The following is a 14,887-nucleotide window of genomic DNA, read 5'->3' on the forward strand; positions in this document are numbered from 1 at the left end:
TTTTCTATACTTAATTATAACGAATCGAAATTCATATAAAAAAAGGATCTTCATTCTACACGTAAGATTCTTTTCCAGACTAAGTCACATACATTAATATGCTTTTCCCCAATAGACTAAATTGTTCGCTTTTTTGTTACAGCATACACATTCTTCCGCTAACTGCTCTTGTTCAAATGGTATGCAACGCGATGTCACGCCTACCTCTTCTTTTAATTTCTCTTCACATGTAAGGTCGCCGCACCACATCGCTTTAATAAACCCTTGCTTTGCATTAGCTACTTGCTTCATTTCATCAAAACTTGTAACGCTGTATGTGTTTGCATTACGAAATGCCTTTGCTTTCTGAAATAAGAAATTATGAATTTCATTAAGTACCAATACAATCCGCTCTTCTAATTGATCCATTGATACACATTCTTTCTCCTTCGTATCTCGTCTAACAAGTACTACTTGATTTTTTTCGATATCTTTTGGACCAACTTCTAAACGAATTGGCACACCTTTCATTTCATACTCATTAAACTTCCATCCTGGTGTTTTACTACTCGCATCTATTCTTACACGTGCAACTTGTTGAATTCGCTCTTTTAACTCTGCTACTTTTTCCAATATCCCTTCTTTATGCTGAACAATTGGCACAATCATCACCTGCACTGGTGCAACTTTTGGCGGTATAACAAGTCCATTATTATCACTATAAACCATAATAAGCCCCCCAATCATTCTTGTGGATACGCCCCAAGATGTTTGATGTACATATTGCCATTTTCCATTCCGATCTAAATATTTAATCTCAAATGCTTCAGAGAAATTTGTACCAAAATTATGAGATGTTCCTGTTTGAAGTGCTTTCCCATCGTGCATTAAACTTTCAATTGTATACGTCGCTTTTGCTCCTGCAAATTTTTCCTTTTCCGTTTTCTTCCCTTTAATGACTGGAATTGCTAAATACTCTTCACAAAATGAAGCATATACATTCAAAATATTTAAAGTTTCCCTTTGCGATTCCTCTGCCGTTTCATGAATTGTATGACCTTCTTGCCATAAAAATTCAGTTGTGCGAAGAAATGGTCTCGTCGTTTTTTCCCAACGGACAACTGAACACCACTGATTATATAATTTAGGTAAATCATTATAAGACTGAACAATTTTTGAAAAATGCTCACAAAATAATGTTTCAGATGTTGGACGCACACAAAGTCTTTCCCCTAACTTCTCATCTCCTCCATGTGTAACCCATGCTACTTCAGGTGCAAAGCCTTCCACATGATCCTTTTCTTTTTGAAGTAAGTTTTCTGGAATAAACATTGGCATATACACATTTTCATGACCGGATGCTTTTAATTTTTCATCCAGCACTTTTTGTATATTCTCCCATAATGCATATCCATATGGACGTAAAATCATACAACCTTTTACACTTGAATAATCAACCAGTTCTGCTTTCTTCACAATATCGGTATACCACTGAGCAAAATCTTCCTCCATCTTTGTAATGGCTTGCACTTGTTCTTTTTTCATATTTTCCCCTCCTTTAAAACATAAAAAAAAGCCCGCGTCCCGAAATAGGGACCGAGCTTTTGCCGGCGTTACCACCCTGATTCATGCACAAAAGTTGTACATGCTCTCTTTTTTGATAACGGGAATTTCCCGCCGCATATGCAGAACGCAAAGGTAGGTTCCATATCGCCTTTTTAAGAATCTTTCAGCCAATGGATTCCCTCTCTGAGAAAAAGATGAGATATGTACTAGTCCTTTTTCATCGTTATAACAAGATAAATTTTCCTATCATCATAATATAAATTATTTTTTAAAACAATAGTTAATTTTCTTAATTTTTTTATATTCTTTTCATTCTCTTCTACGTTTATACTTAATCTATACAGATGTATTTCGAAAAAGCTTAAAAAATTGATGAGCAATCATACCAATAAGTGTTCCCAATAATATAAAGAAACATGCTATACCATATCCCAGTCCTTCCCAACTACCAATAACGAAAATTGTGACTAACAAAAAAGCTATGCAAAGAAGGATTACGACAAGTGCAAATATAATATCAAATGATTTTGCTGGAAACAATTTTTTTAACAAAAACGAAACAGTAAATACGATAACAATGGTCATCGCTCCAATGATATAAAAGACTTCAAATCCATCCATTTCATTCCTCCTTTCATTTACTTTCGTATCCTTATTTTATGTTTGATTTTTCTGAAAGTAAATATTTGAATTTGTTCATACCATCTTTGTAATCTCCTTTTAATAGGAGTATAAAAACAAATGAAATCTTGAGGAGGTGTACACGATAATGAATACAGCAGTAACGAATCATGTCATCATTTTATCTTTCGATTGTTTATCAGCCTTAGATTTTCCTATATTACAAGAGCTTCCCCATTTTCAATCTCTTATGCAGCGAGGAGCAATCGCCAAAAAGGTGGAAACAATTTATCCTTCGTTAACATACCCAAGCCACGCTACGATTGTAACTGGCAACTATCCTAGTAAACATGGCGTTGTGTGCAATACTTTACTTCAACCAGGGCGAGAATCACCAGATTGGCATTGGTATCGGCGTTCCATTAAAGGAACAACATTATATGACGAAGCACGAAAAGCAAATTTAACGACAGCAGCACTTCTATGGCCCGTTACGGGAAGAGCGAAAATAGACTATAACCTACCAGAAATCTTTCCAAATAGACCATGGCAAAATCAAATTTTAGTTTCATTATTTAGCGGCAGTCTGCTTTATCAGCTCGAACTTAACCATCGTTTTGGTCATATTAGAAAAGGATTATCGCAACCAGAACTCGATGATTTCGTTCTTGCTTCCGCTGTTTATACGATTCAAACGAAAAAACCTAATGTGATGTTTGTCCATTTTACAGATTTAGACACGCAACGCCATTATCACGGATTTCGTTCTCCTGAAACAGAGGCGGCTATCAAACGGCACGATGAGCGGTTAGGAAAAATAACAAAGGCTTTACAAGCAAGTGGGATATACGAAGAAAGTACCATTATCGCACTCGGTGATCACAGTGCTCTAAATGAAAGTAAAGCAATTCAATTAAACGTTCTCTTTCATCAAAAAGGACTCATTTCTATTAATCAAAGGGGCAAACTCACACATTGGAAAGCATATTGTCAAAGTTGTGACGGTTCAGCTTACGTGTATGTAAAAGATAAAAATGATATACAAACGATTCAAACTGTTCAACATCTTCTTGAGACCCTTCTTCAAAATAAACAAAATGGAATTGAATTTATTCTTCATGATGAAGCGGCAAAAGAATATGGCGCTGATGGCAATTGTCTTTTTATGCTAGAAGCTCAGGAAGATTATTATTTCACTGAAAGTTACACCGGAGATTTTATAAAAGAAATTACAAAGAACGATGTAATTTCTAATAAAAAGTATACATTCGGTACACATGGTTATTCTCCTACAAAACCAAACTATGAAACAATCTTTATAGCGGGTGGAAAAGGAATTCGACAAGGAGTTGTCATTCCATATATGCGACTTATTGATGAGGGCCCTACCATTGCACGCTTACTTGGATTACACCTTGGCAAAACGGATGGAACTGTAATAGAGGATTTACTACAATTGTAAAGAAAAATGTGTATATGTAAAAATTATGTAAAATTCATCTCTGTTTCTCTTTTTATCTGTTATGTTTTTGTACACTACTATTAGAACATACTAAGGAGGAACACTTTATGAAAAAAATATCTAGGCAAGAAAAAAGCTGGATATTGTATGACTGGGCCAATTCAGTATATTCACTTGTCATTACAACCGCACTCTTTCCTATTTACTTTAAATCTGCGGCAAAAGAAGCTGGTTTATCCGGTGCAACTTCAACAGCATTTTGGGGATATGCAAACTCTATCTCTACACTCCTCATTTCTATACTTGCGCCAATACTTGGCACCGTTGCCGATTATAAAGGATTTAAGAAGCGCTTTTTCATCTTCTTTTTCAGTCTGGGCATTCTATTTACAAGTATGCTAGCTATCGTTCCTACTTCACAATGGTATCTATTACTCATTTGTTATATGTTCGCTTTAATCGGATTTGCTGGTGCAAATATCTTTTATGATGCATTTTTAGTCGATGTTACATCAGAAGAGCGAATGGACCAAATTTCAACGCGCGGATTTGCACTAGGCTATATCGGAAGCACCATCCCCTTTATCGGTTGTATTGCTCTTATTATGTTATCACAAAAAGGAATCATTCCCTTATCAGCAGGCATAGCGAGTCAAATTTCTTTTGCGATTACAGCTCTTTGGTGGGGACTATTTACAATTCCCATGCTAAAGAATGTAGAACAAAGACACTATATTGAAAGAGAATCAAAACCGATTGTTATGAGTTTTAAGCGTTTAACAAATACTTTTAAAAACATAAAACAATATCGAACCGTCTTTATATTCCTACTCGCTTACTTTTTCTATATCGATGGAGTGGATACGATTATTACTATGTCGACAGCTTATGGAACAGATCTTGGTATTAGTGCAACAAATCTCCTTATCATTTTATTTGTCACACAAATTGTAGCTTGTCCATTCGCTTTACTATACGGAAAACTCTCTGCAATGTTTACAGGAAGAAAAATGTTATATGTCGGCATCATCATCTATATTATCATTTGCATATATGCTTATTTTCTAAAAACAACGTTAGACTTTTGGATTCTTGCTATGCTTGTCGCAACTTCTCAAGGAGGAATTCAAGCATTAAGCCGTTCCTATTTTGCTAAATTAGTACCGAAAGACGCCGCAAATGAGTTCTTTGGATTTTATAACATTTTTGGTAAATTTGCTGCAATTATCGGTCCCGTACTCGTCGGTGTTACAACCCAATTAACTGGAAAAACAAATACAGGTGTATTAAGTATTACGGTTTTATTTATTCTAGGGGGCTTCATACTAACACGCGTACCTGAACACACTACTTCCGTTACACCACCAACGCCAAAATTAGAAACATTATAATGAAAAAAGTGGCATTTTTTAGTTTGAAAATATACTTTCGAACCACGTTCGAAGCGTATGAATCATTCCAATTTTAACAGCAAGTTTAATAACGAAAACTCATCTTGCAGCTATAAAAACAGAATGCTAGCTTTCTTTTATTTTTCACTTTCTGTTTCTTCTCCATTTCACAATATGACTCATTCTACGCTATGTGCAAACGAACTAATCAAACGTTTGTTTAAAACGAACGATGCGCCTGTAAAAAGCAAAATGAAACAAATGCATTTGCACGTCAATCATATAAACACAAGCACCACTAAACTTACTTCTACTACAAACATACTACACTAACTTTATTTTTTCTCTTACTGCTGATCCGTTCCTAATCTTCAACAAGCTGCGACTTAACTCATACAATTGCATACCAATAACCCATAAACTTGCAGAAAGTTTATTTTTAAACATTCATTTTTAGTTTTCACGATGCAATTTACATATATCAGGAAACTGGGAGACTGTGAGAAAATTTTCTCAAACAGGAAGAATATTATTAGGTTTTGGAGCGACTCAAGTGTTTTGGGGTCTTGTAATACTTAATGGAATTAATTTATTTGAGCATACAAGTAAAATGGTGAAATATAGTATTCTAATTACTGGAATAGTTTGTTGCATTGCATCTAACTTTTTTAAAGAACCTAGGAGTGGTACTAATAAGTAAATTAATGTTAACTTAGCGGAAGTATATCAATCTCTATACTTTTTAGCTACTGCTCCGAATATTGTATTTCATATACAAGTTGTAAATTTAACTTTTCCATTCTTTCTCCTAGTCTGCAAATTATCATTGTAATATCAATATATCCTTTGTCTATATAGTTATCGAAAAGTTCTAAATAAAAAGGGTGTAAATCCCCCCTTTTTATTTAAAGCTTTTAACACCATTTTGCTTTGTACTTTCCATTTGATTTGTCACTTTCGCACTACCTATATTCATACGTAAAATAGGTAAAATTGCCATTAAACTAAGTAGCATTGCTATACAAAAGACAACGATGATTGAAGTCACTTCTTTCACTCCTCCAGCAAATGCATTCCCCATTAGCATAGCTCCCATAAAAATTGGAAGAATGGTACCATTTACACGCCCAACCATATTTTCTGGTACAAGCTGAATCATAAGTGTGCCAACAACAATATTAACACAAGCTAAACAAATGCCCGTTCCAAACCTCATGAAGCTAGTCAACCAAAATGATGTTGATACTCCCTCTACGAGAAATGATAGAGCTAATACAAACATACCAAACACAAACATTTTCTTCGGATGTACCTTGGAAGCAAATATAGCAGCAACACCACCTCCAATTAGCATTCCTATTCCATCGGCAACTGCTAAATATTGAACAGCTTCCTTATTTAATCCTAATCGTTCAATAACGAGAAAAACTTCTAATGGATTCGTTAATCCAACCGCTAAACCGATAATCGCAAAAGCAACTGTAATCATGCTTACATTTTTCGTTTGAAGAACGAATTTCCACCCTTCTTTTATATCGCTTCCTAATGTACGCTCTACTTTTTCCTCTTTTTCAATCCATATTGGTAAAAAGGACAATGCCAGGGCAGATAACAAAAAGAGTCCAATTAAGCTATATAACGCTGTAAACACCCCTAATTGTGTATAAACAACAGACCCTATAACTGGACCAAAAATGAGAAACAATGACTGTAACGTTTGATTGAATGCAATCGCATTTGAAACATATTTTTCTTCTACATAACGCTTAAAAATTTTTGATGATGAAGGCTGAGAAAATTGTCCAACAATCGCTGAGACAAGCGTTGCAAAAAATATGGCCTGCCAATAATCCATTTTTAACAATACAATAATACCTATAATGGAACATACACTTAACATATCGCCAGCTACCATTGTTCGGTTCGGATTCCACCGATCAGCTAGTGCACCGCCGACAAATGAAAAAATAAAAATAGGTGCATACTCCATAACCGATAATAATGAAACTGAGATAGGATCGTTGTTCGTCCTTTCCATAACAAAATATAAAAGTGCCATATTTCTTATCCAAATAGCAAGTTGTTGCAAAATATCGGATATCGTGACTAATAAAAAAGCGCGATTACTAAATAAATTTTTCATTTGAACCTCCTTATAAACCGACCGTTCGGTCTATTTTTATAAGAGAAAGACTACTGATTTAAGAATCAGCTGCCATTCCTTGTAACAATACATCAATTGCTTTTTTATAAACTCGTTTCATCTCTATAGGATCAAGTTCATAATAAAGCACACCAAGCCCAGACAATAAACCATTTACAATATACATAAGATCACGAATATTATCCTGACGAAATTCCCCAGATTGGATTCCTTCCTCAATTAATTTTTCAAATACACCATATGATGCTCTTGCTAAAGTAAGCATTTCATCTAGTACTTCTTTACTCACCACTTGGCTTGTAGAAAACTCTTCTACCGCACTAAAAATCGGGTGTTGTGTATCTTCTACATGAAATTCCGCAAGACCATATAGTTTTTCAGTACTCGTATGATATTGCTTTTCTTTCACATTCCACTTCTCAATCCAATCATACGTATGTTGTTTGACCACAAATAAAAATAGTTCTTCTTTACTTTTGAAATGATAATAAATGCTTCCTTTACTGCGCTCTGTAATTTCGCAAATTTCTTCCATAGATGTTGCAGCGTAACCTTTTTGCGAAAATAATTCTTCTGCTTTGTATGCAATTTCTTTTTTTATTTCTTCTGCACTTTTTCGCATATTCCCCTCCAAAAAACCGACCGTTCAGTCTAATGATAACAAATATAAAATCTTCATTACAAGGTGATATTTCCTAAATTCAGAAAAAATATTTTTTAAAGCTAATGAATCGATTCTATGTTTCTATTTATGATCTAGTAAATATACAGGATAAACATTTGTTTCACCGATTTCATAGCAGTTCATCTTAATTAATCAAACGTTTGTTTAAAAAGAAACATACTCATAAAAGAGCGTATTTCTAACAGTCTCCACCACCGCAGCAGCCATCGCCTCCGAAAGAACTTCCACAATCATGGGAGCTACCGCTATCATGTGAAGTCCCGCTATCAGATCCTGCAAATAAAGCGAGGGGAGGTGAAATATGAGTAGATGAATTGTCCCCATTTCCTGTTTTATGTAGGTTTACTTTTTTATTATTTGAGCGAACTGTTTTTACAAGCATTCCGATTAAAATGAAAAATAGCAATGCTGCGATTGCAAATCCCATTTCAATCCCTCCTTTCTATTACACCTCACTACATTTTCATTTCTTGCTCTCTTACCGTAATTTATGAAGGATTTGATTTTGATACATACGAAAAGCCGAACTTCCTTTTATTTTTCTTTTTTCCATTAACTGTTGAAAGCGAAGTGTTTTTTCCGTTAACTCTGCTTTTAACTTTTTCGTTTCTGACTCATCATAACAACACGCAATCAAATCCTCTATTTTTAATATCTCCTTTTGTAACTCCATCTCCGGAGGAATCATATGCGCATTCTTCAAAATTTTATAACTCATTCTAAGTTCTGAAGGTACCATTGAAAGATCTTCTAATTGCAGTGGTTTTCCCTTCCCAGATAAATCATTAAGATCACCATTATGAATTGCTTGCTGAATTTTTTCCTCAGCAATATGCAAGAAAACATCCACACTCTCCCCTCCTTACATCCTTTTCCTATTATGTTACAGGAACATACAAAGAATTTCCATTTCATAACGCCTCTTCTCTAAACAATTCTTTCTCAAATGATTCTCTAAATCCCTTTATTTTTAAGTTTTATTCTTCCTACTGTATGCATACTTCGCTTACTGCACTCCTTTATATTGAGAAAACCTTTTTCCAAGCAATAAAACGTTTACACTCAATATGGTGTTTGCTACGATGAAATTACCCCCTGTTACTTGTATAGACCTCGTGATGTCTGTTTGTTTTCGTTAATCGGCAATTTTGCCATTACACCTATTTCAATTTTGAAAGGAGAAATGATAATGAAGATTAAAAAATGTTCACTCTTGCTTCTGTCTCTACTACTCTTCTTGCCTCTTTTTCTTACAAACTTTATAGCTCCAAATTTCGCATTAGCAGATTCGTCATCAACAAGCAAAAAAATCGTTGGATATTTCCCTTCGTGGGGGATCTATGGCCGCAACTATCAAGTTGCCGATATAGATGCTTCTAAGCTCACTCATTTAAACTATGCATTTGCTGATATTTGTTGGAATAGCAGACACGGCAATCCTTCTACACACCCAGATAACCCAAATAAACAAACTTGGCCATGTAAAGAATCTAGCGTCCCACTACAAAATAAAGATGTTCCAGACGGTACGCTTGTATTAGGCGAACCATGGGCTGATGTTAATAAATCCTTTCCTGGTTCCGGAACAACATGGGAAGATTGTGATAAATATGCTCGCTGCGGGAATTTTGGAGAATTAAAGCGATTAAAGGCAAAATATCCACATTTAAAAACGCTTATATCCGTTGGGGGATGGACTTGGTCTAATCGCTTTTCAGACATGGCTGCTGATGAAAAAACGAGAAAAGTATTTGCCGAATCTACTGTCGCCTTTATTCGAGAATATGGTTTTGATGGTGTAGATTTAGATTGGGAATACCCAGGCGTTGAAACAATTCCAGGAGGGAGTTACCGTCCCGAAGATAAACAAAATTTCACACTACTTCTCCAAGATGTTCGAAATGCACTCGATAAAGCTAGCTCTGAAGATGGAAAATCCTACTTATTAACAATTGCTTCAGGTGCAAGCCAGCGCTACGCTGACCATACAGAGCTTAAAAAGATTTCCCAAATTGTAGATTGGATTAATATTATGACATATGACTTTCATGGAGGATGGGAAGCTACTTCCAATCATAATGCTGCACTATATAAAGATCCTCAGGATCCAGCAGCTGATACAAAATATTATGTAGATGGTGCAGTAGAAATTTATAAAAATGAAGGTGTCCCAGCAGATAAAATTGTACTAGGTGTTCCTTTTTATGGTCGCGGTTGGAAAAGTTGTGGGAAAGATAACAATGGACAATATCAGCCATGTACACCAGGTAACGATGGAAAGCTAGCCTCTAAAGGTACTTGGGATGATTATTCTACCGGTGATACAGGGATATATGATTATGGTGACCTAGCAGCAAACTATGTAAACAAAAATGGTTTTGTCCGTTACTGGAATGACAACGCTAAAGTGCCATACTTATACAACGAAAATACAGGAACATTTATTAGCTATGACGACAATGAATCTATGAAGCATAAAACAGATTATATAAAAGCAAAAGATTTAGGCGGGGCAATGTTTTGGGAATTAAGTGGAGATTGTCGTAAGAGCTCAAAATATGACTGTAATGGTCCAAAGTTACTTGATACATTAGTCACGGAACTATTAGGAGGACCTATTCAGCAAAAGGATAACGAACCCCCAACAACTGTAAAAAATATTGTTGTGACCAACAAAAATGCCAACTTCGTACAACTAAGTTGGACAGCATCTACTGATAATGTCGGTGTTACCGAATATGAAGTTCGTTCTGAAAAGGAGAAATGGACAACAACAACAAATAACATCACAATTAAAAGTTTAGCACCAAACACAGAATATGTTTTCTCTATCATTGCAAAAGATGCCGCTGGGAACCAATCACAGCCTTCTTCTATTACTGTTAAAACAGATGACAGCAATACTTCGCCCCCAGACGGTGCTGAGAATGTGATATTTGCAGTTACTTCCAATTGGGGCAATGGTTATAATTTCTCTATTACAATTAAAAATACTGGAACGACACCTATTAAAAACTGGAATTTAGAATTCGATTACAATGGAAATTTAACGCAATTTTGGGATTCGAAACTAATTCGTAAAGAAAAGGATCATTATGTCATAACAAATGCTGGCTGGAATAGTGAAATTCCTCCGGGTGGCTCTGTTACAATTGGCGGTGTCGGAACAGGAACTGTAGCAGATATGTTAAATCCAGTTATACAAACAAATTAGTTTGAACTTACTTTCTATTTATTGAACTTCCCCCATCCCTCTTTCTAAGAATCCCTGATGGGGGAGTCTTATTTTCATAATACCTTTCCTCGGTTTGTTATGTACTCTAATCAGTTGAAGTTATTCGTATATTTACCATGTCCCTGTCTCGTTATAAATCTATTTCAAAACAGACCCTTTCTTCATACGTTCTCACCTTATTGTATTCCGCTATTTTAGAGGAGTAAAACTCCCACTGATTAAAGTTTCACTCTATATAATAATTCCTCTTCCAGATTCCTTTCATTTAGTATGGGAACCTTTCTTTTTAGACAAAAACAAATAATCCTTATATTAAGTTTCGGATATGAAGTTTATGTGAAGTTCGATTGAAGTTTACATGAATTTCCTTTTAAATCTCTTGTTTTTCTTTATTCACCACATTATCCTGTAGTCATAGGGACAATCGTTGTTCTAATTTAAGCTATCTGTACATATAAACAAAGATAGTAGCCTGTTAGGGAAAGGCATCTATAAATAGTTATAAAATAGACAATATGATAGAAAAAGCACGCTTATATGTGCACCATAAGCGTGCTTCTTCATATAATTCTCATGTAAGAGTTCTCCAAAATCATGTTAATCACAGGGAAAAGGCATTCACTATAAATGTGAATGTTTTTCTTTTGCTGAACTTCTATTTCTCTAAAAAATAACAAGCCTCTGAACATCTCACATTCAGAGGCTTTCTTTATTTCTTCATATACGGAGCTAATGTCTTTAAAATTTCTGTTTTATCTTCTTTTAATTCCACAGATGTTAACATATCCATTGTTCGCGGACGGGGTAAATGAACGTGTACTTCCCCTACAATAGTTGCTGGTCTTTGCGATAAGATGAATACACGGTCAGATAATAGTATCGCTTCGTCTAAGTCGTGCGTTACCATTACAATTGTTTGTTTCTCTTGATGCCAAGAATCTAACAGCCAGCGATGCACTTCCATTTTTGTAAAGGCATCTAATTTTCCGAACGGTTCATCAAGTAACATAATAGGTTTCTCACATAAATACGTACGAAGAAAGCTAATCCGCTGCCTCATTCCTCCAGATAATGAGTCGGGATAATGATCTGCATATTCAAACAATCCAAATTGTTTTAATGCTTCCATCCCCTCTGCTAAACGTTCTTTCTTAGACTTCTTTCCCTCAATTTCTAATGGCAACACAATATTTTGTAAAGCTGAACGCCACGGAAGCAATAAATCTTGCTGCGGCATATAACTTACACAATCTTGTGTTTGTACAAGCTCATCATGATACGTAATCTCACCGCTAGTTGTATCTTCCACACTGGCAATCATATTAAGCAATGTACTTTTCCCACAACCGCTCGGGCCTACAAAGGATACAAATTCACCTTCTTGTATAGAAGCATGAATATTCTCTAATACATTTTTACCACCGAATGCTTTCACAACATCTTTTATTCGTAATCCACTCATGTTTCACTTGGAAGGAATTCATTTGTAAAGGCATCTTTTACATCAATTTTCTTTTTGATTACCTTATTATCGTATAAGAAATTCATGTAATTTGTCCAAACTTCTTCCTTCTGTACTCCCCACGCTTTTGCATCATCTTGATATTTTGTACTTAACCACTTTTGACTTTCTTGCACTAACTCTTTATTAATATCTGGAACATTCTTGATTAAAATATCAGCTGCTTGTTTTGGCTCCTGAATTGCAAAATGATATCCTTCTGCTGTTGCACTCATAAACTTTTTCACAACATCTTTATTTCGCTTTATGTTCTTTTCACTTGTGATAAGAACAGGGCTATAAAAGTCTAGTGCTGGATCTAAATCTTTTACCATTATTGTATTTAATTCTTTTCCTTGACGTTTCGCTTCAATTCCATCCCAGCCATAATAAATCCATTCAAAATCAGCATCACGACCAATTGATTTGAAGAAATCTGTTTGTCCAAGCACAATTTTTTCTACTTTACTAAAGTCGGCTTGATGTTTATCCATAATGGTTTTTAAAGTTGCTTCCTCTGCTGGTGCTCCCCATCCTCCATAACGCTTTCCTTCAAAATCTTTTGGTGAAGTAATATTATCTTTTTTTAAAGAAGCAAATGCCGATGTGTTATGTTGAATAATTGCTCCAATTGATACAACTGGAATCCCTTCCACACGTGCCGATGTAACATTTTCTTGATAGCTCACACCAAAATCAGCTTTTCCAGAAGCAATCATTTGCTCTGCTGATACATTATCACCAGGCTGAATAACTTCTACATCTAAACCTTGTTTCTTATAATAATCTTTTGTTTTTGCCACATATAAACCAGTATGGTTTGTATTCGGAAACCAATCTAAAACAACTTTTACTTTTTTCTCTTTGTCACTGCTCTCTTCTTTCTTCGCTGTATTACAGCCGACAACACTTACTGCAAACAGTGTTGCTAACATGACTTTTAAGCTCTTTTTCATTTTCTGTCTTCCTTTCTATATATCCATGGTGCTGTTATTCTGGCCATACACTCTACGATAAAATATAAAAATAACGTGACGATTACAATCATAGCCGCTATACCAAATACACGAGCAGTTAAAAACGACTTTGTTGCACGGGTTAACATAACCCCTAATCCTTCACTTGCACCAAGCCATTCCCCAATAATTGCCCCCATCACACTATATGTAACAGCAATTTTTAACCCTGAGAAAAAATATGGAAGCACAGCAGGAAATTTTACTTTTTGATACATTTGCCATTTTGATGCACGCATTGTTTGTAATAATTTGAGCATATTTTTATCTACCGTTTGAAATCCTTCTAAAATACTAAGGGCAATTGGGAAGAAACAAACAAGAATAACAACCATCACCTTTGGTAGCATTCCATATCCAAACCAAATGATAAATAGAGGTGCAAGCACAACAATTGGAATAGTTTGTGAAATAACAAGTAACGGATTCATAAGAAGGCGAAAAATCGGGATAACATCCATCATAATAGCAATACTTGTTCCAAGTAGAATTGCAAAAAACAAACCGCTTATCACTTCTTGCAACGTCTTTGTTATATTTGGAAGTAATAGCCCTTTCATGCCAATTAATTCTTGTATAATCGTAGAAGGTTTTGGCAATATCCATGGTTCAATGTGAAATAATGAAACAGATCCTTCCCATATCGCAATGAGAAGAATCAGCCAAACTGTTGTAATTGCGAAATTAGATCGCTTCTGTTTTTTCATATTCATCACGATACTTCCATACTTTTTCATCAATTGTTACACCTGTGCTTGGACGATAGTGGATTTTAATAGAGGTAATCACTTCTTCTGCTCCAGCATCTACACAAGCTTGTTGTGCACGTTTTATAATATCAAGAAGTTCATTTAAATCTCCTTCCATCGTTGTTTCCATCGCACCTACTTCATAACGAACACCTGATTGTTGGACAACTGCAATTGCCTTATCCACGACCGCATATAAATCTTTTGTTTTTGCTTGTGGTACCACTGAAAATGAAATTGTAACTTGTTGTGACATGCTAAAATCCCCTTTGCAAAATAATATGTTAAAAACAAGAAAAGGCTTTCCCACTATGACGTAGGAAAGCCTTGTATGCAAGTTATTATAAAATAACATATGCTACATTCCCTTAAGCAACTCCCTACGCTGGCATTATCCAGATCAGGTTGAGGGTCGATGTTCCTTTACATCCTCTCAGCCACTTGGCTCCCCGGTCCTTAATTCGTTTTCATTGTAGCATGATTTATTTTATTGAACAAACAAAAGCATGGTACATCTT

General features: G+C 35.3%; 14 protein-coding genes, 1 riboswitch and 1 other annotated feature. Of the genes, 4 read left to right on the plus strand and 10 right to left on the minus strand.

Annotation, left to right across the window (positions count from 1 at the left end):
• Positions 1–93 precede the first annotated feature (93 nt).
• Both proS and MR059_RS13315 read right to left on the minus strand, forming a co-directional pair.
• On the minus strand, positions 94–1,524 hold the full coding sequence (gene proS / locus MR059_RS13310; protein ID WP_242161867.1) for a proline--tRNA ligase: 1,431 nt from the start codon (positions 1,522–1,524) through the stop codon (positions 94–96).
• A 43-nt stretch (positions 1,525–1,567) separates the two neighbouring features.
• Positions 1,568–1,775: a binding site (T-box leader), on the minus strand.
• Between the two features lie 106 nt (positions 1,776–1,881).
• Positions 1,882–2,166, minus strand: coding sequence for a YesK-like family protein (locus MR059_RS13315; RefSeq protein ID WP_011983496.1), 285 nt, complete (start codon positions 2,164–2,166; stop codon positions 1,882–1,884).
• 148 nt (positions 2,167–2,314) lie between these two features.
• On the opposite strand from MR059_RS13315, the gene MR059_RS13320 reads away from it, so the two are divergent.
• The 3 genes from MR059_RS13320 to MR059_RS13335 all read left to right on the plus strand — a co-directional run bounded on the left by MR059_RS13320 (position 2,315) and on the right by MR059_RS13335 (position 5,719).
• On the plus strand, positions 2,315–3,628 hold the full coding sequence (locus MR059_RS13320) for an alkaline phosphatase family protein (RefSeq protein WP_242161868.1): 1,314 nt from the start codon (positions 2,315–2,317) through the stop codon (positions 3,626–3,628).
• A gap of 107 nt (positions 3,629–3,735) precedes the next feature.
• Positions 3,736–5,019, plus strand: coding sequence for an MFS transporter (locus MR059_RS13325; RefSeq protein ID WP_011983494.1), 1,284 nt, complete (start codon positions 3,736–3,738; stop codon positions 5,017–5,019).
• A 499-nt stretch (positions 5,020–5,518) separates the two neighbouring features.
• Positions 5,519–5,719 (plus strand): hypothetical protein, encoded by a 201-nt coding sequence (locus MR059_RS13335; RefSeq protein ID WP_242161869.1) that lies wholly within the window; start codon positions 5,519–5,521, stop codon positions 5,717–5,719.
• A 201-nt stretch (positions 5,720–5,920) separates the two neighbouring features.
• Here the strand turns inward: MR059_RS13335 and MR059_RS13340 are convergent, their stop codons facing one another.
• The 4 genes from MR059_RS13340 to MR059_RS13355 form a co-directional block, all read right to left on the minus strand.
• Positions 5,921–7,162 (minus strand): MFS transporter, encoded by a 1,242-nt coding sequence (locus tag MR059_RS13340; protein ID WP_011983493.1) that lies wholly within the window; start codon positions 7,160–7,162, stop codon positions 5,921–5,923.
• Between the two features lie 58 nt (positions 7,163–7,220).
• Positions 7,221–7,805, minus strand: coding sequence for a TetR/AcrR family transcriptional regulator (locus MR059_RS13345; RefSeq protein WP_011983492.1), 585 nt, complete (start codon positions 7,803–7,805; stop codon positions 7,221–7,223).
• A 241-nt stretch (positions 7,806–8,046) separates the two neighbouring features.
• Complete coding sequence (locus MR059_RS13350) at positions 8,047–8,295, minus strand: hypothetical protein (protein ID WP_011983491.1); 249 nt, start codon at positions 8,293–8,295, stop codon at positions 8,047–8,049.
• A 51-nt stretch (positions 8,296–8,346) separates the two neighbouring features.
• On the minus strand, positions 8,347–8,718 hold the full coding sequence (locus MR059_RS13355) for a DnaJ family domain-containing protein (protein WP_011983490.1): 372 nt from the start codon (positions 8,716–8,718) through the stop codon (positions 8,347–8,349).
• Between the two features lie 339 nt (positions 8,719–9,057).
• On the opposite strand from MR059_RS13355, the gene MR059_RS13360 reads away from it, so the two are divergent.
• The gene (locus MR059_RS13360; protein ID WP_242161870.1) at positions 9,058–11,082 is read left to right on the plus strand and encodes a glycosyl hydrolase family 18 protein; all 2,025 of its coding nucleotides are present in this window, start codon (positions 9,058–9,060) and stop codon (positions 11,080–11,082) included.
• A 730-nt stretch (positions 11,083–11,812) separates the two neighbouring features.
• Here MR059_RS13360 and MR059_RS13365 read toward each other — a convergent pair.
• The 4 genes from MR059_RS13365 to MR059_RS13380 are packed head-to-tail and all read right to left on the minus strand — an operon-like array spanning position 11,813 to position 14,625.
• The gene (locus MR059_RS13365) at positions 11,813–12,565 is read right to left on the minus strand and encodes an ABC transporter ATP-binding protein (RefSeq protein ID WP_011983488.1); all 753 of its coding nucleotides are present in this window, start codon (positions 12,563–12,565) and stop codon (positions 11,813–11,815) included.
• Entirely contained in the window at positions 12,562–13,560 is a 999-nt protein-coding gene (locus MR059_RS13370; RefSeq protein WP_011983487.1) for an ABC transporter substrate-binding protein, read from the minus strand. Before MR059_RS13370 ends, MR059_RS13365 begins: the two co-directional genes overlap by 4 nt.
• Positions 13,557–14,333, minus strand: a complete 777-nt coding sequence (locus tag MR059_RS13375; protein WP_242161875.1) for an ABC transporter permease — start codon at positions 14,331–14,333, stop codon at positions 13,557–13,559. Before MR059_RS13375 ends, MR059_RS13370 begins: the two co-directional genes overlap by 4 nt.
• Complete coding sequence (locus MR059_RS13380) at positions 14,305–14,625, minus strand: MTH1187 family thiamine-binding protein (RefSeq protein WP_087094394.1); 321 nt, start codon at positions 14,623–14,625, stop codon at positions 14,305–14,307. Before MR059_RS13380 ends, MR059_RS13375 begins: the two co-directional genes overlap by 29 nt.
• A gap of 104 nt (positions 14,626–14,729) precedes the next feature.
• Positions 14,730–14,831: riboswitch (TPP riboswitch) on the minus strand.
• Between the last annotated feature and the right edge of the window lie 56 nt (positions 14,832–14,887).

This window comes from Bacillus cereus group sp. BfR-BA-01522, assembly GCF_022662635.1.
Taxonomy (GTDB): Bacteria; Bacillota; Bacilli; order Bacillales; family Bacillaceae_G; genus Bacillus_A; species Bacillus_A cytotoxicus.